The organism is Halorussus salinus (genome assembly GCF_004765815.2).
In the GTDB taxonomy this organism is placed as follows: Archaea; Halobacteriota; Halobacteria; order Halobacteriales; family Haladaptataceae; genus Halorussus; species Halorussus salinus.
Map to the genome: position 1 here is coordinate 236,558 of NZ_SBIS02000007.1, position 22,056 is coordinate 258,613.

Genomic DNA, 22,056 nt, shown 5'->3' on the forward strand with positions numbered 1-22,056 from the left:
CAGATGCGCGTCCTCGGAATCGAGGGCACAGCGTGGGCCGCGAGCGCCGCGGTCTACGACGAAGACGCCGATACGGATTCCATTTTTATCGAGACCGACGCCTACCAACCGGACAGCGGCGGCATCCACCCGCGCGAGGCCGCCGAACACATGAGCGACGCGATTCCGGCGGTCGTCGAGACGGCGCTGGACGCGGCCGACGGACCCATCGACGCGGTGGCGTTCTCCCGCGGCCCCGGTCTCGGTCCCTGTCTGCGGACGGTCGGCACCGCGGCGCGCGCGCTGGCCCAGACGCTCGACGTGCCGTTGGTCGGCGTCAATCACATGGTCGCACATCTGGAGGTCGGCCGCCAGCAGTCGGGGTTCGACTCGCCGGTCTGCTTGAACGCCTCGGGCGCGAACGCCCACGTGCTGGGCTACCGGAACGGTCGGTACCGCGTCCTCGGCGAGACGATGGACACCGGCGTCGGCAACGCCATCGACAAGTTCACGCGCCACCTCGGGTGGTCCCACCCCGGCGGGCCGAAGGTCGAGGAGGCCGCCGAAGACGGCGAGTACATCGAGTTACCCTACGTCGTCAAGGGGATGGACTTCTCGTTTTCGGGCATCATGAGCGCCGCGAAGGACGCCACCGACGACGGCGCGGCGGTCGAAGACGTGTGCTACGCCTTGCAGGAGAACGTCTTCGCCATGCTCACGGAAGTCGCCGAGCGCGCGCTCTCACTGACGGGAAGCGACGAGCTGGTCCTCGGGGGCGGCGTCGGGCAGAACGCCCGCCTCCGGGAGATGTTGCGGGAGATGTGCGACCAGCGCGGCGCGGAGTTCTACGCGCCCGACCCGCGATTCCTCCGTGACAACGCCGGGATGATTGCGGTCCTCGGCGCGGAGATGGCCCGCGCGGGCGACACGCTCGAAATCGAGGAGTCCGCGGTGGACTCGAACTTCCGGCCCGACCAAGTGCCGGTCAGTTGGCGCGCGGACGACGAGTCGGTCGCGGTCTGGCGCGAGGAGACCGAAGTGCAGGGTGCGGAAGCGACCGTCGAAATCGGCGACGAGCGCGTCACGAAGCGCCGCCTGCCCAAGAGCTACCGCCACCCCGACCTCGACGCGCGACTCCGGCGCGACCGGACGGTCCTCGAAGCGCGACTGACCAGCGAGGCGCGCAGGGCCGGGGTCCCGACCCCCGTGGTCTACGACGTGGACCCCGAGGAGGGCCTCCTCGTCTTCGAGCGCGTGGGCGAGACCGACCTGCGCGAGGACCTCACCGCCGAGAAGGTGCGCGACGTGGCCCGCCACCTCGCGGCGATTCACGGCGCGGGGGTCGTCCACGGCGACCCCACGACGCGCAACGTCAGAGTCGGGCCGAACCGGACCTACCTCATCGACTTCGGACTGGGGTACAACACCGACGACGCCGAGGACTACGCGATGGACTGCCACGTCTTCGCCCAGAGCCTCGCCGGGACCGCCGACGACGCCGACGCGCTCCGGGAGACCTTCGAGGAGACCTACGCCGAGGTCGGCGACGGGGCGGTTCTCGACCGCCTGCGCGAAATCGAAGGTCGCGGTCGGTACCAGTAGCCCGCCGTCGATTCGCCGAGCGCGGACCGAATCAGAGTATCATCCCGGCCTGCAGTAACGCGATGAGTCCCGTCAGCGTCACCACGCTGGCGAGGGTACTCACGAAGATGGCGGTACTCACGTACTCCGGGCCGGTCAGCCCCTCGCCGCCCGAGTCGTACTCGATGGTCAGGATGAGTGGCGTGACCGCGGCGGGCATCGCACACTCCAAGACGAAGACCCGCGCGACTTGCGGGTTCGTCCCGAGACCGAGGAGCAACGCGACCCCGACCCCGACGACGGGCGCGACCACGAGTTTGAGCGCGTTCGAGACGCCGACCCGCGAGATGGCCGCGCCGTGCTTGGTGTTGGCGAGTTGGATGCCGAGCATCAGCAGCATCACCGGAATCGAGGCGTCGCCGACCAGTTTCAGCGTCTCCATCGCCGCGGTGTCCCCGGCCGGAATCACCCCGAGCCAGCGCGCCAGCCACGCCGCGGCGACGGCGTAGACCAGCGGCAGGCGAAAGACCTCGCTGGCGGCCCCGCGGAGGTCGGTCCCCTCACCGCGCGAGGCCAGATAGACGCCGACGGTGTACATCAGCACCGACTGGCCCGCGATGAACAGGACCGCCGTCGAGCGCCCGACCGCGCCGAACGCGAACGCCGAGAGCGGAATCCCGTAGTTGCCCGCGTTCGGGAACGACGACGAGAGGACCAGCGCGCCCAGCGCGGGTTCGGACTCGCCCAGCGAGCGACCGACGACCTCCGCCAGCAGGACCATCGCTACCGTGAAGACCGCGACGGCGAGAATCAGCCTCGCGGCCAGCGCACCCGAAATGTCGGAGGTGGCGAGGCTGTGGAAGATGAGCGCGGGCGTCAGGACGTAGATGGTGATGGTCCCGAGCGCGTCCACGTCAACGTCGCGCAACTTCCCGAGGAGGAAGCCGACCGCCGCGACCGACAGCACCGGCAGGATGGCGGTTCCGAGCGCAGAGACGAGTGACACGTCCGGACGGTGGCGACTCGGGGTGACAAAACTGTCGAAGGCGGCGAGACGGAACGGTCACGCGGGCCGGGTCTGCTCGCGCTCGACGGCGACGCCGGAGACGACGAGGCGGACGCCCTCCCGGTACTCGGCGTCGATTTCGACCGCCCAGCCGTGGACGCGCGCGAGCGTCCTGACGTTCGGGAGCGCCATGCCAGCTTGCGGGTCGGGTGCCGAGACGCCGTACTCGAAGAACGCCTCGGTGTCGTCGGTCGGCGGCGGGTCGCCGTCGTCGCTGACGACGAAGCCCTCCTCGCGGAGGCGAACGGTCACCTCGGACGCGCCGTTGTGGGCCGCGAAGGCAAAGGCGCTCTCGAAGAGGTCTTCGAGTCGGGATTCTTCGGCCCGGAGCGCGCCGCGGCCCTCGACGGAGAGCGCGAGGTCGTCGGTGGCGGCCGCCCTCCACCCGGCGTTCACGACCGCCGGGAAGTCGAGGAGATTCGTCTCTTCGAGGGTTTGGCCGTGTCGCGCGAGGTCCGAGAGGTCGCCGACGATGGTCGTCATGCGGTCGGCCGCGCGCGAGGCGGTCCGCAACGACTCCCGCGCGTCCCGTAGGTCGCCGTCTTCGAGTTGCCGACCGGCCAGTCCGACCCGCCCGCCGACGATTTGGAGCGTGTTGAGCAGTTCGTGTCTGATGGCCGCGGCGAAGCCTTCGAGCTGTTCGTTCTGGCGCTCCAACTCCCGACGGCGGCGCTCGGTCTCGGTCACGTCGCTGACCACGACCATCCGCCCGATGTCGGCCTGCCCGAGCGTGAACGCGGTGTCGCTGACGAGATAGTATCGGGTCTCGCCGTCTCGTCGGCGCTCCAACACGGGGTCGGTATCGGCGTCGGCGTCAATGTCGGCGTTGGTGTCAGTGTCGGCGTCGGAAGTTCCGACCCGCGCGGCGAGGTCCGGGAGGACGGCGGCCAGCGGCTCGCCGGTCGCGCCGTCGAGGGCCGGGAACAGGCTCCGAGCGCCCCCGTTGTAGTTTCGGATGCGCTCCTCGTCGTCGAGATACACGACGGGGGAATCCACGCCGTCGGTGAGTTGGACCGCGAGGAATCGGTCCTCGAAGACGTACAACACGCCGATGGCGAAGACGGCGACCCCCAGCGGCTCGTAGTTGATGTCCACGAGAGCCGGACTCGCGAACCCCACGATGTCGAGCGCGACGGGGAGGCCGGTCGTCCCGACGACGACGCCGAGCGGCCGCGTGTCGTAGTCGGCTTCGAGGAACAGCTCGTAGAGCATGAAGAACCCGACCGCGACGAGGGCGTAGGACAGCCCCGAGACGACCCAGTGAAACGTCTGGTGGTGAATCGACAGGTGCGGGAACGGCGTCGTCACGACCGCAGTGGTGAAGTAGAGTCCGTGGAGCGGGTTCGTGACCTTCACGGCGACGATAAATAAGTAGACTCCCGCGGCCGCCCGACGGTAGCCGACGCTCCTGTGGAACGACCGTCCGGTGTACGCCGAGCAGAAGTACAGCCACGCCCCGACGGTGGTCAGCCCGACGACGAGGCTGAGGAGGTACGCGACGTACTGCGCCGGGCGGCTCGGAGCCAGCAGGAAGGCGAGTTCCAGTCCGGCCCAGCCGCCGCTGCTGACGAGGAGCGCCACCAGTCCGCGTCGCGTGTCGGCGTCCGCGACGTGCCGGGCGCGCAGGAGGGCGACCCCGCAGCCGAGCGTGGCGAACCCGTACGCGAGTACGTATCCGAGGTACTGCCACTCGACGCCGAATAGCGCCATTCGTTACCACCTAACTACCATTTCATATTAAACATGCGGTTGCGTTTCGGGGACGCAGAGCCGAAATCTACGTCCGCGGAGAACCCTGCGTTCGGGCGAGGAGGCTACGTCTCGCCGGGCGGATGCAGGTCGCGCTGGAACTCGTCGAAAATCTCCACGTCGTCCGGAATCTCGTCCTCGATGTGACGGGCCTCTTTCTCGGACGCTATCTCCGCGTCCACCGGTTCGGCCACGTCCTCCCATCCGGGCTTGATTTTGACGCTCTTCGCGGGTTGGCCGACCACGACGTGGTGGGCGGGCACGTCGCGCTGGACGATGGACTTCGCGCCGACGATGGAGTTCTCGCCGACCCGGACGCCCGCCCGAATCATCGAGTCGTAGGTCACGCGGGCGTCGTCTTCGATGACGGTGTGGTAGTTCTCGACTTGCGTCTGGTCTACCACGTCGTGGTCGTGGGTGTAGACGTGCGCCGAGTCCGAGATGGAGACGCGGTCGCCGACGGTCAACTCGCCGCGGTCGTCCAGATGCACGTCGTCGTGGACCACCACGTTGTCGCCCATCGTGATGTTGTGGCCGTAGGTGAACGAGATACCCTTGAAGAACCGACAGCCCTCGCCGCAGTCCGCGAAGAGGTGGTCGGCGAGCATCGCGCGGAACCGGAGCGCGAACTCCACGTTGTCGGCCATCGGCGTGGCGTCGAACTGCCGCCAGAGCCACTGGAGGTGCTTGGACTGGCGGAACTTCTGTTCGTCCTTCTCGGCGTAGTACTCGCTTTCGAGCGTCGCGTTACACGGGTCGTAGCTCTGGAGGCGGACTCTCTCGGCGGGCGAGACCTCCTCGCCGTCCTGCCACCGGTCGTAGGCGTCCCGGTCGCCGTGGAGGTCCACCAGCACCTCCTCGACTATCTCGCAGGTCCGTTCCGGTTCGTCGGGTCCAGCGTTCGAGAGCCGTCGGTCTACGTCCGCGAGAAAGTCTTCGAGGGAGTCCTCCATCTCGTCCGGGAGGGTCACGTGTCGTTTGGTCATATAGGGTCCTCCGTCGTCACTTACCGCCACTTGTCTTCGTAACGTGATGGGGGTTTTGGTTGCGGCGGGGAGTGCAGAAATCGACTCCTATCGACCGTTCGCGGACCGACGGGCCGAAATAGCGGCTTTCTGACCGAGCAAAATCATCGTTCGGACCGAGAAATCAAGCAGTTCGAGAGAGAAATTAATCCGGGCGGAAGAACCGGACTCGGGGAGCGAGGCGTCGGGGAAGCGCGGAGTCGGGACCGCGAGGAGGGACGAACGAGAGACGAACCCGCGGTCAGGCCAAGAAGACGTGTCGCGGCCGGTCGGCCAGCACGTCCCGGCCCCAATCGACGGTGTTCGAGAAGGCGTCGCTCCGGAAGAACGACATGGCGTCCTCTTTGGACTCCCATTGGCTGGCGATGAACATGTCGTTCTCGTCCTCGCGGTTGGCCAGCAGGTCGGTTTCGAGGTGGCCGTCCATGTCCGCCAGCAGGCCGCCCACGGTGTCGAACTTCTCCACGAAGTCCTCGCGGTGTTCGGGCTTGACGGTGTAGAACATCCCCATCGTGCCGAAGCCGCTCTCCTCTCCGGCGCGCGCGACGATTCCCGGCAGGTCCGCGAGGAACCCGCCCGCGGTGTCGGCCGCGCTCTGGGTCTCCCAGATGCTCACGACCGCCGAGCGGTCGCGGTCGCTCGCTTCGTTGGCCTGATACACCGCGGTCTTGACGTGGGTGTCGTAGTGGTCGAAGTTGCCCCGCAGACCGTCTACCTCCTCGAAGAGTTCGTCGGGGTCGGCCTCCGAGTAGAGGACCATCGCGTACACGTCCTCGCCGTGGGGCTGGCCCGCGTAGATGTCGAGGTCTTCGAGTTCGCCGCGGATGTCGCCGTCGTCCGCGCCGCCCGCGTCGTCGCCGTGGTGTCCTCCGGAGTCGCCGCCGTGATGGCCGCCACCCTCGCCGTGGTGACCGCCCGACTCGTCGCCGTGGTGGTGGCCCTCACCGTCACCGTGGCCGTGCCCCTCGCCGTGCGGGTGGCCCGACTCGTCGCCGCTCTCGTCGGCCGGGACCTCCTCGCCAGCCATGAACGCGGGCAGGTCCTCGGGCGGGAACTGGCGGCCGAAGTAGAAGGGACCGAACTCGGCGTACTTCGAACTGCTCTCGTCGAACCGGAGTTCGTAGAGCAGGTCTTTGATGTGGTTCGGGTCGTTGCTGAACAGGTCCACGCCCCACTCGTAGTCGTCGAAGCCGATGGAGCCGGTGATTATCTGTTTGACCTGTCCGGCGTAGGTCTTCCCGATTTCGCCGTGGGTGTCCATCATCTCGGCGCGCTCGTCGAACGGCAGGTCGTACCAGTTCTCGCCGGGCGCGCGACGCTTGTCCATCGGGTAGAAACAGATAAACTCGCTGTCGGGAATGTCGGGGTAGAGTTTGCTCTCGGCGTAACGAGCCAGCCCGGTGTCCTCGATTTCCGACGGCTCCTTGGTCATCTCCTCGGAGGTGTAGCCGCCGACCTCCGTCACCGAGACGTAGGAGGTCGTCTGGTCGGTGTACCCGGCGAAGGCGGTCTCCTCGAAGGCGCGCTCGGCCGTGTCGAGGTCGGCCATCGTCGGCCGGAAGTGGACGACCAGCAGGTCGGCCTTGTGCCCGAGCATCGAGAACACCGCCGAGGAGCCCTCCTCTGCATCGGTTACGTCCACGCGGTCGCGGAGGAACGAGACGCCCGAGTCGAGCGCGGCCTCCCGCTCGCGCTGCGGGGCGTCGCGCCACGCGTCCCAGTCTACGGTTCGGAAGTCGTGAAGCGCGTACCACCCTTCGTTGGTCGCCGGAGGTTCTCTGGTCATGTCTCCACCTCGGTACCCGGAGGGTAATAGGTTTTTGAGTCGCGGTCGGGCGCTTCCTTCGACAGTCGATTTCCCCGACCGAAAGCCTTTCAAAAATACGGTCTGAACTACGGGCAATGCGGAAGAGCGGCCCGCCGAAAGGCCTCATCGCGTATCTCGTGCTCGAACTGCTGGACGAGAAGCCTCGCTACGGCTACGAGATTCTCAAGGAGATTCGGTCCATCAGCGGCGGCCACTGGGAACCGTCCTACGGGTCGGTCTACCCCATCCTCTACAAGTTCGAGGAGAAAGGGTGGGCCGAGCGCATCGAGCGCGAGGACGAACCCGACCGCAAGTACTTCGAGTTGACCGACGCGGGCCGCGACGAACTGACCGAGAAACGCGACGAGACCGGCGGGAAGGCCCGCGAGTTCGCGGACGTAATCTTGGGCTTCTACCACGTCTTCGCGGCGTTCGCCACCGACGAGCGGTTTCAGGTCGAGGACCGGGCCGACGAGTGGCGCTTCGACGAGGACTTCAACGCGTGGATAGTCGAACAGCTCATCCGCCACTACGAGCGGGACTTCGGCGACTTCGAGCGCATCCCGGACACGCCCGAGGAGTTCGCCGAGCGGATGGGACTGGACGACGAGTGACGACCGCCACACGGATGACGGAAACCGACGCGTCGCGTACTCCCGCGACTCCAGTTTTCGAGAAACACGACTGATTTTCTCGGTCACCGAGAACGAACGAGAGAGGCGGACTCCTCACACGAGGAGCCGCGGCCCGAATATCGAGATGAGCAGCGCCGAGGCCATCGTCAGCCCGACGGTGACGGTCACGACTTTCGTGAGCCGATAGCTCCCCTCGACGGGGAGTCGGGAGACGACCGCCTCCGCGCTCGTCCGGAGGATGTGGCCGCCGTCGAGCGGGAACGCCGGGATGCAGTTGAAGAAGCCGAGGTTGATGTTTATCCAGCCGATCCAGAACAGGACGTTCGCCAGCATGAAGACGCCCCCGCCGAACGCCCCCAGCGGCCCGTCCACGACGTAGAAGTTGGTGTTCGTGCCGACGAACCCGGCGAAGTTGTAGGCCGCGTTCAGCGACTGGGTGGCCAGCGGCAACACGAGCGCCCCGCCGATGCTCGTGAAGAACGAGACGATGGGACCCGAGCCGGTGTTGCCCAGCAACTGCACGCCGCCCGAGAGGACGTTGTGGAACCCTTCGGCGGGGTACGACTGAACGCCGAAATCGACCGTGGTGAGACCGGAGACGCCCGGTGCCGCGACGAATCCGGCGTCAACGTTCTCGTCGTCACCCGCGAGGGTCAGCTCGAAGGTGCGACGCTCGTACTCCTCGCCCTGCTTCGAGAAGGCGCTCACGGTGACGGTCCGTCCGGGTTCGAAGTTCGAGAGAACCGTCGAGAACTGGCTCCCGTTCGCGACGCGCTGGCCGTCGATAGCGGTGACGACGAGCGAGTCACGCGTCGAGAGGTTCGAGACGTTCGGGGCTGGCCCGTCCGGTTGAACGGTGACAAGCGCGCCGACCGGGGCGGTGAACGTCTTCTCGTTGGTGCCGTTCTCGGCGCTGAAGGTGGCTATCGGTCGGTCGGCGAGTTCGCTCGCCAGCGACGCGTCGGTCGCAACGTCCGTACCGTTGACCGCCGTCACCGTCCACCCGGTGTCTATCTCGTCGTTGAAGGGCGAGGTCTTGGCTATCTGGGTGACGAGGAGCCTTCGCTCTACTGTCATCGTCGTCCGTGAATCGTCTCGGACGACCGTGACGGACACGTCAGCAGTGGTGACGTTACCGAGTACAGCGCCCAAGGCGGCGTTGTCCTCGACTTCGGTCCCGTTGACCGCGACGATGCGGTCGCCGCCTTCGATACCGGCGTCGGCCGCCGCCGAGTTCGGGAACGCGTCGCCGACCGGCGCGCCGGGTGCGACCGCGATAGAACCCATCACCGGCCCGAACAGCAGGGCGAACGCGACGAGCGTGATGGCGAAGTTGTTCGTCACGCCCGCGGCGAACATCCGACTCTGGCTCCCGCGGTCGGCCTCGCGGCGGTTCTCCTCGTCGGGTTCGACGAACGCGCCCATCGGAATCACCGCCAGCATCGCGATGCCCATCGACTCGATGTCGATGTCCTCGACGCGACACATCAGGCCGTGGCCGCCCTCGTGGACGACCAGACCGACGAGGAGACCGAAGAGTATCTCGGGAGCGACCGACAGCGGCAGGAAGTCGTTGACGCCGGGGATGACCAGAACGTTCTGCGGTTGGGAGACCGCGGTCGGTTCCGGCGGGTTCTGGACGACCAGCACCGCTTGGAGCGCGAACAGCAGAAACGACCCGAGCATCACGACCAAGGTGATGCCGAGTCCGAAGTTCCCCCACGCTCGCCAGAGCCGTTTGGGCTTGGCGAGGCGGTTCAGAAACCGGCGGCCTCGCTTGGTGTGGATGGTCAGAATCGGCCCTTGGAGACCGATATACGACGGCAACCACCCCTGCGAGTCGAGATACAGCATCCCGAACCAGTAGACCGCGAGACCGACGGCGATCCACAAGAGCGTGTCGTTCATCACGCGAAAGAAAGGACGCGGCGGTCAAAGGCGTTTGGGAACGCGCCGACTCGGCCGGGACAGCGGGTCCCGACTGCCGGATACGGGCCAGTCGCCGAACGTCGGGGCCGCGGCGACTACTCGGCGGTCTGCCAGTCCTCTTCGAGGTCCTGCTGTTCGCCGCCAGACTTCCGACGCTGGCGGAACTTGCGTGCCGTCAGGATACCCGCCGTGATGCCGCCGAGGACGACGAGTCGGCGGACGTACCGACCGATGCGACTCCCGCCCTCGTCGTCGGTCTCGGCTTCGACTTCGACCTCGGCGTCGGTCTCGGTGTCCACGAGGTCGGCGGCCTCGTCGGTATCGACCTCGGCCGTAATTTCTCTGTCTTCGACCTGTTCGTCTTCGACGGATTCGACGCGCTTCAGTGCGGGTTTCTCGAGGTTGAGTTCGATTATCGCCATAGTAATCTCCTTGGGTCGGTGCGGACTTAACCGTGCCGCCCGACGCTCTGCCCGAGGAAAGGAGTGCTGACCACTTTGTTATGGTGGCCCTGAACGACGACTAGGGGGTTGCTACGCCTCTCTGCGGAGTCGGCCGACCACGAACTCCTCGTCCAGTTTCGCGAGGAACGGGCCGAGTTTCGGTCCCTCCTCGTCGTCGAAGAAGAGGCGGTAGCCCACCGAGAAAAACTCGCCAATGTCGATATCGTGGCGCTTGGCGGTCTCGTAGATTTCGCCCTGAATCTCGTCGGGGTCGTCGTGGTCCGCGACGAAGGCGGCGAGTTCGTCCAACGCGGCCGCCGTCTCGTCGTCCAGTTCGACGGCGGGCATCTCGGCGCGCTTGAGTTCGTAGTCGAACTCGTTGCCGGTCCGGCGCGCCCACTCACGGGCGCGGGCGACCCGCGAGAGCGCGAACTCCGTGACCCACTCGGGCGCGTCGTCGGGGACGTGGCCCTCGCGCCGGGCGATCTCCTCGCGGAGGTCGGGGTCGTCGGTCATCCCCAGCACTGCGGCGAAGGTGTAGGGCAGACGGACGCGCTCGCCGAACCGCTCGTCGGTCAGCGCGTCGAGTTGGGCGCGGCGGTCGTCGGTGACGGGGACGCTCTTCTCGTCGGGAGTCGAAATCGGGTCGCCCGCCGCATCGAAGCGAGCCGCCAGCGTCGGCCGAATCGTCGGCGGGTATGCGGCCGCCGCGATTTCGGCGGCTTTCTCGTCGGCGTCGCTCCCGTCGGTGTCACTTCCGTCGGCCCCGTGCGCGTCTCCGTCGCGGTCCTCGGCGTAGTAGGTGCGCTCGAAGGCGTCGAAATCGTCCACGAGGAGGTCGAAGTGTTCGACGCTGAAGTCCCGCGCCTTGCTCGGGTCCTTGGTGAAGAAGTACCGCAGGACCTCGGGTTCGATCATCTCCAGCACGTCTTGGACCATGACGACGTGGCCCGACGACGACGAGAACGCCTCGCCGTCGAGGGTGAACCACTCGTAGGCCATCGGGACCGGCGGTTCGATGTCCAGCACGTTCCGGGCTACGTCGCTTCCGCTCGGCCACGAGCCTTCGGCGTGGTCCTTGCCGAACGGTTCGTGGTCCACGCCCAGCACCTGCCACTGGCCGGGCCACTCGAAGCGCCACGGAAGTTTGCCCTCGCGGAACGTCGCGGTCCCCTCGTGGCCACACCCCTCGATGGTCTGGTCGCCAGCCTCCATGTCGGTGCAGACGTACTCGACGGTGCCCTCGTCGGGGTGGACCGCGGTGACGGTCTCGGTTATCTTGCCGCACTCCTCGCAGATGGGGTTGAACGGGACGTACTCGTCGTCCACCTTGTCCTGATAGTGCGAGAGGACTTCCCGAGCAGTCTCTCGGTTTTCGAGCAGGTAGCGGGTCAGGTCCTCGAACTCGCCCTCCTCGTACAGTTCGGTGTTCGAGACCATCTCGACGGGGATGCCCAGCAGTTCGGCGCTCCGCTCGATGAGGTTCGAGAAGTGTTCGCCGTAGGAGTCACAGCACCCGAAGGGGTCCGGAATCGCGGTGTAGGGCTTGCCGAGGTTGCGTCCCAACGCTCCGGCGTTCACGTCGCCTAGCTCCACGATGTTGCCGTCCAAGTCGGCCAGCTTCCGGGGGAGCTTGCGGAGCGGGTCGCGGTCGTCGGCGGTGAACACCTGCCGGACCTCGTGGCCCCGGTCGCGGAGGGCTTCGGCGACGAAGTAGCCCCGGACGATTTCGTTCATGTTCCCGAGGTGGGGCACACCGGAGGGAGAGATACCGCCCTTGATCACTATCGGCTCGTCGGGGTCGCGGTCCAGAATCTTCTCGGCGACCGACTCGGCCCAGAAGGCGTGGGGCTGGGGCCCTTGGAGGACGTAGGGGTCGTCGTCGGGATGCATCTCCCGCGGGCGGTCGGCCGCCGGTTCGGTCTCCTCGTCGCTCATGACTCGTCTTGGACCCAGTAGGTCATCTGGTCGTCGGCACCCTCGGGCAGTACGTCGGTGCCCTCGTGTTCGCCGTAGCGCACCGCGTCGGCGATGCGCTCGGGGTCCGTGCCGTCGAGGACGATGGTGCGCACGCCCGACCGCTCGATGAGTTTCGCCGCCAGAATGTCCACGGGCGCGGAACTCCCGGCGTTCATCTCCAATCCGGCGATAACGTCCACGAGTTCCCCGCCGGTGAGTTCGTCGTACTTCTGGGCGTCGTCGGTCTCGTTGGGGTCGTCGCTGAAGACGCCGGGGACGCTGGTCGCGTAGACCAGCAGGTCGGCGTTGGTGTACTCGGCCAAGGCCGCGCTCACGGCGTCGGTGGTCTGGCCCGGCGTGACCCCGCCCATGACCGCGATGTCTCCTCGGTGCATCGCCGCACCGGCGGTCTCGTAGTCCTCGGGCGGACTCGGCACGGCCTCCTCGGACAGCGCCGCGATGAGGAGTCGCGCGTTCAGTCGCGTCACGTCGATGCCGATGTCGTCGAGTTCGATCTCGTTGGCTCCCAAGTCCCGCGCCGCGCCGATGTACTCGCGGGCGACGCCGCCGCCGCCGACGACGGTCCCGATGGTACAGCCTTCGGCGGCGAGGTCCTCGATTACGTCGGCGTGGGCGCGCACTCGCTCGGACCCGAGGTCCGGCGCGAGGACGCTCCCGCCGATGGAGACGACTACTTTCATTCTGTGGCCGAGTAGCCGGGACGCGGCCTTAAGGATTGCCAACTGTCGGGAGTGACGCCCGGATTTTCGTCAGCGACCGAAGCCGAGGAGTGCCGCTCGTTCACGTCGCACACGATAAAAATCGTAGTTCGGCCCCCGCAATCGACTTTCCTCGAAAGAAACCCAAATGTCTCTAAAAACACACAATCCAATTTTCTTAGCAATATTTGGATTGTCGAACGACGCTCCGTGCGACCGCGTTTCGCTCCGCAGGACTACGTTTTCTGCTCGGCGCGTGCGGGCGCGGTCGTCGTGAGAGGACACGAACGACTGCTCGTCGGACGCCGTTTGTCCGACGGTGCCTCGTGCCGTGCCCAATCGCGCGAGGGCTGAGGACCGCACGGAGGAACGACCGAAGGGAGTGACGACCGAGGACCGCAGGCGGTTGGGGAGGACGAGGAGCGGTGCAGTGCGGTGCGGAGCGGTGCGGGGCAGTGCGGTTGCGGGAGACTCCTTCGAATCGGCGATAGTCCGCTGTGTGGTCGCGGTCTGCTGTCCGGTCGCAGTTACGGTCGCGGTCCGCTGTCCAGTCGGAGTTACGGTCGCGGTTCGCTGTCCAGCCACGGTTACAGTCACGGACCCAGCAACGAGTACCACCATCCGTCGAGACCACCGAAGGCTACAAGCGCGCCCCGGTCCAAAATCGCGGTATGCACGTACTGAGCGTCGTCGGCCCCGAGTCGGCGGCCCGAGGAGTCGCCGACCGACTGGCGGCCCGCCTCGGCGAGGCGGCCCGCGTCGCCGAGGTCCACCGGACCGAGACCAGCGTCGAACCCGACGAATCTGCGGACGCGAGGTACGAACTCGACAACGAGGGGTGGACCGCGACCGGGCGCGACCGGTCACTGGACGACCTGCTCGCGGACCTCGCGCCCGACTACGACTACGCGCTCCTCGTCGGCTTTTCGGAGGCCGACGCGCCGCGGGTCGTCGTCGGCGAGGGCGACGATTCGGGAATCGAGTCCGACGCGCCCGGCGAGACCATCGTCCGCGCCGACGACCCCAACGAGGTGGACCCCGCCGAGGTGCGGGCGCGACTGGACGACACCGACCCCTACGAGACGCTCGAATCGCTGGTCGCGCGGGTCAAACGCTCCGACGACGCGCCCTACTCGGGAGCCATCGCCACCTTCACCGGGCGGGTCCGGGCGAAGGAAGACGAAGACGACGACCCGACCGAACTCCTCGAATTCGAGAAGTACGAGGGGGTCGCCGAGGAGCGAATGGCCGACATCAGCGCGGAACTGGAGGAGCGCGAGGGCGTCTTCGACGTGGTGATGCACCACCGCACGGGCGTCATCGAGTACGGCGAGGACATCGTGTTCGTCGTCGTGCTGGCGGGCCACCGCGAGGAGGCCTTTCGGACGGTCGAGGACGGCATCGACCGCCTCAAAGACGAGGTGCCGATATTCAAGAAGGAGGTCACGACCGACGAGCAGTTCTGGGTCCACGAGCAGTCCTGAGTCCGCGAGCGGTCCCGAGTCGCCACTCCACCGGTTTCGCGGTCGCTTCTCGTCTCCGGTCGGTTCGACGGCGAACTCCCCGACGACTCCTTCGGGACGACCCCCGAGTGACGCTTCGCGACGTTTTTCTCGCGACGACCGGTCGTGCAGTCCCGACGCACCCTACGCTCGCGGGGCTGTCCGGAGCGGAATCTCTCCTCGCTGGGCGGCCGATGTCAGTCTCTCGCATGACGTTCTCGACCGGACAGTAAATACCCGAAACAAAGACTTAAATCGGTTTTTGAACGATGAAAGAGCCTCAGAAAACGTCCTAAAAAGTCAGTTTTACCCCATTTTCCGGGCTCGTGTAGATTTTATGACCGAAATCGTCGGAAAACGACACTAACCGTCTCCCCTTTATATCATCCCTCCCTGTGTACGTGGAATTGACGATGAGCGCAACTACCCAGCCCTCCGACGCCCCCGAACCGCAGTCCAAGGAACAGCGCCTCAAGCAGTTCCTCCGGTCCAAAGCAGACGACGGGGAGATGTACTTCAAGAGCAAGTTCATCGCGGACGAAGTCGGTCTCTCCGCGAAGGAGATCGGCGCGCTGATGGTCAAGCTCAAGGACTCGGCGACCGACCTCGAAATCGAGAAGTGGTCGTACACGAGCGCGACCACGTGGCGCGTCTGCTCGGCGTAGACGGTCCCCGAGTCGAATCGTTGCGTGCGCCGTCCGACTGGTCCCTACTCGGACGCGACCTCCCTTCTCCCGTGCGGGTTCGCCCGCACGAGTTCCTGCTTCCAATTCCTCGGTAGCGTCTCGTCCGTCCTCTTCGCGCCGACTCCGTTCATCTCGGCACGCCGACCCACCCCGCCACGCCGACCCGCCCCGCCACGCCGACCGCCCCGTCACGCCGACCCACGAACCACGCCGTTTTTCTCGCGGGGGACCGTTGGCCCGCCCATGAAGCGGCGTTCGTACCTGCGGTCGCTGGCCGCGGCGGCGGGCACGGTCGGAATCGGCGGCTGTCTGCGGACCGCCGGGAGCGAACAGCCGACCACCACCGACGAGCCGCGGTTCCGCATCGAGACGGTCACGATGGAGTTGGAAGTTCCGTGGGGACTGGACGCCGCGCCCGACGGCGACCTCCTCGTCACCGAGCGTCCCGGCCGCGTCCAGCGCGTCGCCCGCGAGAACAACCGCAAAGAGCAGGTCGCGGACCTCACCGACGAGGTGGCGGCCCGCGGCGAGGGCGGCCTGCTCGGATTGGCGCTCCACCCCGACGACCCGGACCTCGCGTACACCTACCAGACCTACGAGGCCGAGGAGGGCCTGACCAACCGCGTGGTCCGCTACCGCGTCTCCGAGGAGTTCGTCCGCGAGTCGGTCGTCCTCGACGGGATTCCGGCCGCCTCGATTCACGACGGCGGCCGCATCGCGTTCAGTCCTGACGGGAACCTCTTCGTGACGACCGGCGACGCCAGCGACGGCAGTCTCGCGCAGGACCGCGACTCGCTGGCCGGGAAGGTCCTCCGGGTGACTCCCGACGGGGAACCTCACCCCGACAACCCCTTCGACAACGCCGTCTACACCTACGGCCACCGCAATCCGCAGGGGCTGGCGTGGCGCGACGGGACGCTGTTCGCCACCGAACACGGCCCCTCGACCGACGACGAGATAAACGTCCTCGAAGCGGGGAACAACTACGGCTGGCCCGACGTGATGGGACCGAGCGACGGCGACCGGTTCACCGACCCCATCGCATCCTACACGCCGACCATCGCGCCCGGTAGCGCGACCTTCTACGACGGGCCGGTCGAGGACTGGCAGGGGGATTTCTTCTTCGGGACGCTGGCCGGGACCCACCTCCACCGCGTCCGGATAAACGACCGAAACGAGGTCGTCGAGCAAGAGCGCGTGCTTGACGGGAAGTACGGTCGCCTCCGGACGGCGTTCACCGGGCCGGACGACCACCTCTACGTGACGACCAGCAACCGGGACGGCCGGGGAACCCCCGCGCCCCAAGACGACCGCGTGCTTCGGATTCAGCCGGTTTGACGGGGAGAGAAAAGAACTATCGCCCGCGGACGGCGGCGACGCTCAACTCCAGCAGGAAGACGAGTCCGCAGAGCGCCATCCCCGCGAGCGTCAGCAGTTCGGGCAGTTTCATCCACGCGGGGAGGACGAACGCGGCGTAGGCTTCGGCCTGCTTGAGCGTCCCTTCCAGCGAGTTGACGCCGCTGTAGCGGCTCCGGAGTTCCGTTCCGGGGACCGTCTCGTGGTCCTCCTCGGGGACCGAGAGCCGGTCGGCGGTGTATGGCATCATGACGCCCTCGTAGCGCCAGACGACCTCGCCGCGCCGGTTTATCTCCACGACGCGGTTGTTGAAAGTGTCCACGATTAGCGTGTTGCCGTTCGGCAGACGGTCGGCGTCGCGCGGCCAGTGGAGCAGGCCCCGGCCGCCGTACTGCCAGACGATTTCGTCGGTCGTCGCGTTCAACTCGACCACGCGGTCGTTCTCGCTGTCGGCGACCAGCACGTTCCCACCCCGGAGCTTGTGGGGATTGTGCTGGTGGTCGAGGATTTCGGTCTGGTCGGGTTCGCCGACGACGTTCGTGATGTTCTTCGTCTCGGGGTCCACCTCGATTACCACGTCGAAGTTCCGGACCGAGAGCTGGAAGTTCCCGTTGTCCAACTTGTCGATGTCGTTCATGTGGGTCCAGTCGCGCTCGCCGCCGGGGTCGTCGGGACCGCCGTACTCGTCGTGGAACTCGGTGCCTTCCGCGAGGTAGTTCTCGGCTTGCCACTCCCAGACGATACCGCCCGACTGGTTCACGACGAGCGCCCGGTCGTTGCCCATGTCCACGATGGCGGTGTTGCCGTTTTCGAGGCGGTCCACGTCGTGGACCTCGTGGTGGGTGATGTACTCGTCGTGCCACGAGTAGTTCCAGACGACGTTCTTCGTCTCGTAGTCGAGTTCGAGGACCTTCGCCTCGATACACTGGTCGGAGTTGACGATGAGTTGGTTCGACGGACACTCACCGGGCGGGAGTTTGGTCGTCACCGCCACGAGGAAGTTGCCGTTCTCCAACTGCTCGGCGTCGAACACCCGCGAGTTCGGCGGGTCGTACTTCCAGACCACCTCGTTCTCCTCGTTCAGTTCCAGTAGCTTCCCGTCAAGGCCGTAGCTCTGGACGCTGACGAGGGTGTGGCCCTCGTAGGGACCCTCGGCGGCCGAACTCGCCGAGACGCCGTGGTTGGCCGCCAACCCCTGCGCGCCGAGCGCCAGCCCCAGTAGAAGTACCGCCCACGCGAGATACCGCATCCGCCGTCGTCGCTCCATGCGTTTCCCTCTCGACTCGTCCGATTAAGGGTTGCCGGTCTGTCGTCGCTCGCCGACCGACCGCCGGACCCGACAGAAGAGCAAAGTACCATGATACCGTATGACATGATATGGGCGTTTGGGGCTGGATCGTCCTCTACGTACTCCTCTTCGCGCTCCTCCAGTTGCTCATCTATCGCTACCTGAGGAGCGACGAGGACGCGCCGCTGTTCCGCTCGACGCCGCCGAACCGGGAGACGACTCCCATCGAGGAGACCCCCATCGAGGAGGTCCGGGAGTTCGAGGAGCGCCACCAGAGCGAGGACTCCTCGGTGGTGGTCTGTCCGCGGTGCGGCGCGGAGAACGACACCGGGTACACGTACTGTCGGAACTGTGTGAGTCCGATGTCGGCGCGGTGAGCGCGGACTCCGGCATCGAAGTCCGGAGAGCGACAGTCACTTGCCGATAGCACCCGTCGGAACGCTCGAATGCCCCGCGCAGTCGCCATCAACGTCGGAGCCAACACGAACGCGCCGGGCGTCCGTGGTCCTATCTACCCCGACGGGCGCTTCGAATACGTCCCCATCCCCGAGGAGGAACCGACCAGCGAACCCGTCCCGACCTACGCGGACCTCGACCTCGACACCGAGTTGCCCGAGGGGTCCGCCGACGCGCCGGTCCACTTGGACCCCGAGTTCGCCGAGTACCCCGAGTGCGAAGCCTACACCTACGGCGACCCGTTCGGCGTGAAAGCCCGGCCCCTCCTCGATTTGCGGGAGGGCGACTACGCGCTGTTCTACGCGACGCTGACGGCCCGCGGGACGCCCGAGCGCGACTGGATAGCGTCCGACTGGGGCGCGTACCTCGTCGGCCAGTTCCGGCTGGCGCGCGACCCCGTGGCGGGCGAGGAGTACCCCGACCTGCCCGAGAGCGAACGCGAGACCTTCCGGAGCAACGCCCACTGCAAGCGCGAGGAGTTCGACGCCGCGGTCCTGCTGGCGGGCGACGACGCCGAGTCGGGCCTCTACGAGACGGCGGTCCCACTGAGTTCGCCCGAGCAGGGTGCGACCGCCAACCGCCTCGTGACCGACCTCTCCAGCGACTCCGGGAAGGGACCGTGGTGGCGACGACCCATGAAGTTCGGCGAGCGCGAGACCGCCGAACTGCTGGAGTTAGTCGAAGATGGGTACGAGTAGGCGGACCTCGTGTCACCGACGAGCGACGAGCGAAATTCGACCTCCGTAGACCGACCGCCGCGGTCCCACAAGGCATTTGCTCGCCGACGCGAAGGTACTGTTCCATGTCGAGGCGCTGGATTGCGGCAGTCGTCGTCTGCGTACTTCTGGCCGGGTGTGGCGGGCCGTCTACCGGGGGGAACGCCGACGGAGCGACCGCGACCTCCTCGTCCACGCCGGGCGAGCGCGTCCTCGCGCCGCCGCCCGACGAGACGAACGGGACGACGGCGACGAGCGCGACGGACGGGGGTTCGACTGACGCCGGAGGAACGACCGGAAGCGAGACGAACGCGAGTGTGACCGACGCGACGAACGTGAGCATGACCGACGCGACGAGCGGGTCCGCGACGAACGAGGCCACGGCGAACGAGACCGCGGCAAACGACTCCACGTCGAACGCGACGACGGCCGAGACCGCGGCGACGTACGACCGGAATCTCGGCTACGAACTCCGAGTCTCGAACGCGGGACCGACCGCGCGAACCGTCGCGGTCCGGGTCGCGTCGGCGAACGACTCGACCGTGGCGTTCGAGGCGTCGCTGGACCTCGGAGCCAACGAGTCGGCGAAACGCGACTTCGAGTTCCCGGCCGCGGGCATCTACGCGGTGACGGTCACGGTCGGCGACGCGCGGGCGACCGACGAGTGGTCGGTCTCGTCGCGGGACCCCGACGACGCCCTCTCGGTCCACGTCTCGGCGGAGGGCGAGGCGTACCTCGGCTTCGTGGCCATCTGACGCGCGAGCGGAAACTTCATGCCGACTCCTCCGAACCCTGACGTATGGCAACCGCGGCCCGCGACCTCACGGAACCGCACGTGCTGGCGCACACGAAGCGCCGCCTCTTCCCCGACGACGAGGCCGAGAACACCTACGCGGTCGTTGACACGCAGTTCGCCACCGACCGGTGGCTCGCTGGCGAGCGACTCGACGCGTCGGTCAGGGACGTTCTCTCGCCGTTCAACCACGTCGAGGTCGGCGGCGGCTATCCGGACCTCGTCGGCGTCCGCGCGCTGGACGACGACCTGCTGGCGGTTGAGCGGTTCGGCGACGACCCGCCGCTGGTCGCAGTCGAGGCGAAAGGCTACACCGAGCGCGGGCGCGTGGACGTTGAACGCGGCGTCGTCCAAGCCTACGACCGCCTCCACGAGGCGAACGTGGCCTACGCCGCGGCCCCGACGAGCGCGGTCTCCCAGTCGGCACGGACGCTCGCTCGGGAGCTGAACGTCGGCCTCCTCGGGGTCACTCCGGACGGCGCGGTCGAACCGCTAGAGACGCCCCGCCTCGTCGGCAGTCGGACGACGACCGAGACCTCGGCCATCCGGTTTCAGGCGAGCGCACAGGGCGTGGCGGACGAGTCGTTCGGTCTCAACCACCCGAAGAACTACCTCGGCTACCCGCTCGCGCTCTACGCCGACGGGCCGACTGCGGAGCTGATGACCGAGAACGACGTGGTCCGGGACATCGACAGCGCCCGGCGAGGAGCCGCGTTCTTGGACCTCGTGGACGACCGCCCCGACGGGGTTCGACTGACGCCGCTCGGCCGCGAAGTCGTCCGCTTCGCCCGCAGTCGCTACGGGTCGGTGGAAGACGCCCTCGACGTATTCTCCGACTGGCACGGCAAGCCGACTCGCTTCGCCGACCTCGCGCCAGCGTGGGGGCAACTCGCCCGCCGAGTCGTGTTCGCCTACCCGGCGACCACGCTCCTCGTAGAGGAGCTTCAGCATCTCCACGACGACGGGACGCCGGAGCCGACGCTCGTGGACCTCGTGAGGTATCTCTACGCCCGGCACTCCTCGTTCGCCGTCGAGCTGTTCGTTCGCGGCACGGACGACGCTCGGGAGCGAGTACTGAGCCGTGACGGCAATCTCCGGACCGCGGCGCTAGAAGACGGGAACGTCTACCACTCGCCGACCGTGTTCCAACTCAAGGCGATGCTGTTCCACGCCGGAATTCTGACCGAGCGCGGGGCGGAACCGTCGAACCTCGACCCGACGGAAGACGTGTGGGCGCTTCGGGAACGATTGTGACTGGTCGAAAGCTCGGCTTCAGGAGACGGTGAAGTAGTGCGCCGGGCGGGAATTGAATCCGCGCTATGAGCTTGGGAAGTTCATGTTCTACCACCAATCGGCCTGCGCCGTGGCTATGTAATCACCTCACGGAAAGCAGGACAGCCGAAGTTGGGTAATTATCCCAATCCTTTTAGGCTCATCAATCCCCTATGAGGTAGATTAATAGGTGTTAAGGTCGGTGTATGTGATAAGTGTGTTCCGAGAGTTTCTTAGCCCCATCAAACGGAACCAACTTCTGCTCATTGTAGTTGGCTTTATAGGGGCAGTCTTTTCTGGGTATCTATTTGTGAGCGCGTTATTTGCGCCAGATAGCGGGATATCAGGTGAATTAATATTCGCAATAATATTTTATATGCTCCTTTTAGGTTTGCTCGTCAGATGCCGGACTTGGAGGCGGAATCAAAATAGCGAATAACCATGGATGCCGAAAACATCGAATTTAGCGTCTTGGACCTTCTAAGTGTTGTATTTGGAGGTATCGGTGCTGGCATGGGTGCCGCCTTAAATTTTATATCCGCACCCCTTCCTGGGTTTTTCTCGGTTTCACTAATCGGAGCCATTGCTGTGCTACTGACTGTTTTATCACTGCTACTACAAGCTGTCTCAATTGGGGAACCAGAAGAAGAGGGAGAAACCATAGAAGTTCCAGTATCTGTCTATAACAGTCACTTGACTAGTACTCAGAAAGCAGGATATTATGAGGGACGATATGAGGGCTCCCGAGAGCAAGAAAAAACGATTGGTCGAAAAGTTCTCTCCCGAGAAAACCACCGTATTGACAAATACGGGAACACTATTGAAAACAGAACACTGGACGAATTTCTTGATGAGGGTGGCAACAAAGAAAAGACAGAAGAGGAGAACGATGAGCAGAGTGAGGAGAGTACGGAATATCCTCCGCAAGTCAAAGAAAAGGTAAGAAAAATTGAAGAAGAAGTACTGGAATACGAGTAACAGAAAGCCACTAACGTAAGACAAATCATCGATTTCAGTGTGATAAAAGAAAGATGTACACATCAAATAGCAAGTAAAGGAAATCAACAGTTGTGGTTCATTGACGACCGTTATGCC

At 65.8% G+C, this 22,056-nt stretch carries 19 protein-coding genes; 10 read left to right on the forward strand and 9 right to left on the reverse strand.

Going from position 1 to position 22,056, the window contains the following annotated elements; translation table 11 throughout:
* The first annotated feature begins 3 nt into the window (after positions 1-3).
* A complete protein-coding gene (locus EPL00_RS14755) occupies positions 4-1,581 on the forward strand; it encodes a bifunctional N(6)-L-threonylcarbamoyladenine synthase/serine/threonine protein kinase (protein WP_135853651.1) in 1,578 nt (525 codons plus the stop codon).
* Positions 1,582-1,612: 31 nt separating this feature from the next.
* Here the strand turns inward: EPL00_RS14755 and EPL00_RS14760 are convergent, their stop codons facing one another.
* From EPL00_RS14760 to EPL00_RS14775, 4 genes are all read right to left on the reverse strand, one after another.
* Complete coding sequence (locus EPL00_RS14760; RefSeq protein ID WP_135853650.1) at positions 1,613-2,566, reverse strand: AEC family transporter; 954 nt, start codon at positions 2,564-2,566, stop codon at positions 1,613-1,615.
* A 57-nt stretch (positions 2,567-2,623) separates the two neighbouring features.
* Positions 2,624-4,336: a histidine kinase N-terminal 7TM domain-containing protein gene (locus tag EPL00_RS14765; protein ID WP_135853649.1), complete on the reverse strand. Its 1,713-nt coding sequence runs from the start codon at positions 4,334-4,336 to the stop codon at positions 2,624-2,626.
* Positions 4,337-4,440: 104 nt separating this feature from the next.
* Positions 4,441-5,361, reverse strand: a complete 921-nt coding sequence (locus tag EPL00_RS14770) for an acyltransferase (RefSeq protein ID WP_135853648.1) — start codon at positions 5,359-5,361, stop codon at positions 4,441-4,443.
* Between the two features lie 280 nt (positions 5,362-5,641).
* Entirely contained in the window at positions 5,642-7,186 is a 1,545-nt protein-coding gene (locus EPL00_RS14775; RefSeq protein ID WP_135853647.1) for a heme-binding protein, read from the reverse strand.
* 116 nt (positions 7,187-7,302) lie between these two features.
* Between EPL00_RS14775 and EPL00_RS14780 the strand changes: the two genes are divergently transcribed.
* On the forward strand, positions 7,303-7,821 hold the full coding sequence (locus EPL00_RS14780; RefSeq protein WP_135853646.1) for a PadR family transcriptional regulator: 519 nt from the start codon (positions 7,303-7,305) through the stop codon (positions 7,819-7,821).
* A 114-nt stretch (positions 7,822-7,935) separates the two neighbouring features.
* Here EPL00_RS14780 and EPL00_RS14785 read toward each other — a convergent pair whose 3' ends face one another.
* The 4 genes from EPL00_RS14785 to pyrH form a co-directional block, all read right to left on the reverse strand.
* The gene (locus EPL00_RS14785; protein ID WP_135853645.1) at positions 7,936-9,750 is read right to left on the reverse strand and encodes a site-2 protease family protein; all 1,815 of its coding nucleotides are present in this window, start codon (positions 9,748-9,750) and stop codon (positions 7,936-7,938) included.
* A gap of 116 nt (positions 9,751-9,866) precedes the next feature.
* Positions 9,867-10,193, reverse strand: coding sequence for a hypothetical protein (locus tag EPL00_RS14790; RefSeq protein WP_135853644.1), 327 nt, complete (start codon positions 10,191-10,193; stop codon positions 9,867-9,869).
* Between the two features lie 111 nt (positions 10,194-10,304).
* Entirely contained in the window at positions 10,305-12,152 is a 1,848-nt protein-coding gene (gene lysS / locus EPL00_RS14795) for a lysine--tRNA ligase (protein WP_135853643.1), read from the reverse strand.
* Positions 12,149-12,874, reverse strand: a complete 726-nt coding sequence (gene pyrH, locus EPL00_RS14800; protein WP_135853642.1) for a UMP kinase — start codon at positions 12,872-12,874, stop codon at positions 12,149-12,151. The genes lysS and pyrH overlap by 4 nt, the downstream gene beginning before the upstream one ends.
* A 689-nt stretch (positions 12,875-13,563) precedes the next feature.
* Between pyrH and EPL00_RS14805 the strand changes: the two genes are divergently transcribed.
* The 3 genes from EPL00_RS14805 to EPL00_RS14815 all read left to right on the forward strand — a co-directional run bounded on the left by EPL00_RS14805 (position 13,564) and on the right by EPL00_RS14815 (position 16,418).
* Positions 13,564-14,376, forward strand: a complete 813-nt coding sequence (locus tag EPL00_RS14805; RefSeq protein WP_135853641.1) for a molybdopterin synthase — start codon at positions 13,564-13,566, stop codon at positions 14,374-14,376.
* 431 nt (positions 14,377-14,807) lie between these two features.
* On the forward strand, positions 14,808-15,059 hold the full coding sequence (locus EPL00_RS14810; RefSeq protein WP_135853640.1) for a DUF7123 family protein: 252 nt from the start codon (positions 14,808-14,810) through the stop codon (positions 15,057-15,059).
* Positions 15,060-15,323: 264 nt separating this feature from the next.
* Positions 15,324-16,418 carry a PQQ-dependent sugar dehydrogenase gene (locus EPL00_RS14815; RefSeq protein ID WP_135853639.1) on the forward strand — a complete coding sequence of 365 codons (1,095 nt, stop codon included), beginning with the start codon at positions 15,324-15,326 and terminating at the stop codon, positions 16,416-16,418.
* A 16-nt stretch (positions 16,419-16,434) separates the two neighbouring features.
* Here the strand turns inward: EPL00_RS14815 and EPL00_RS14820 are convergent, their stop codons facing one another.
* Positions 16,435-17,703, reverse strand: a complete 1,269-nt coding sequence (locus tag EPL00_RS14820; protein ID WP_135853638.1) for an aryl-sulfate sulfotransferase — start codon at positions 17,701-17,703, stop codon at positions 16,435-16,437.
* A gap of 110 nt (positions 17,704-17,813) precedes the next feature.
* Here EPL00_RS14820 and EPL00_RS14825 point away from each other — a divergent pair, with 110 nt between their 5' ends.
* The 5 genes from EPL00_RS14825 (at position 17,814) to EPL00_RS14845 (ending at position 21,939) form a co-directional block, all read left to right on the forward strand.
* Positions 17,814-18,101, forward strand: a complete 288-nt coding sequence (locus EPL00_RS14825; protein WP_135853637.1) for a DUF7577 domain-containing protein — start codon at positions 17,814-17,816, stop codon at positions 18,099-18,101.
* A 69-nt stretch (positions 18,102-18,170) separates the two neighbouring features.
* Positions 18,171-18,878 (forward strand): Nmad3 family putative nucleotide modification protein, encoded by a 708-nt coding sequence (locus EPL00_RS14830; protein ID WP_135853636.1) that lies wholly within the window; start codon positions 18,171-18,173, stop codon positions 18,876-18,878.
* A 104-nt stretch (positions 18,879-18,982) separates the two neighbouring features.
* Positions 18,983-19,651: a hypothetical protein gene (locus tag EPL00_RS14835; protein WP_135853635.1), complete on the forward strand. Its 669-nt coding sequence runs from the start codon at positions 18,983-18,985 to the stop codon at positions 19,649-19,651.
* Between the two features lie 44 nt (positions 19,652-19,695).
* Positions 19,696-20,943, forward strand: a complete 1,248-nt coding sequence (locus tag EPL00_RS14840) for a hypothetical protein (protein WP_135853634.1) — start codon at positions 19,696-19,698, stop codon at positions 20,941-20,943.
* Positions 20,944-21,402: 459 nt separating this feature from the next.
* Complete coding sequence (locus EPL00_RS14845) at positions 21,403-21,939, forward strand: hypothetical protein (protein WP_135853633.1); 537 nt, start codon at positions 21,403-21,405, stop codon at positions 21,937-21,939.
* The last annotated feature ends 117 nt before the right edge of the window (positions 21,940-22,056 follow it).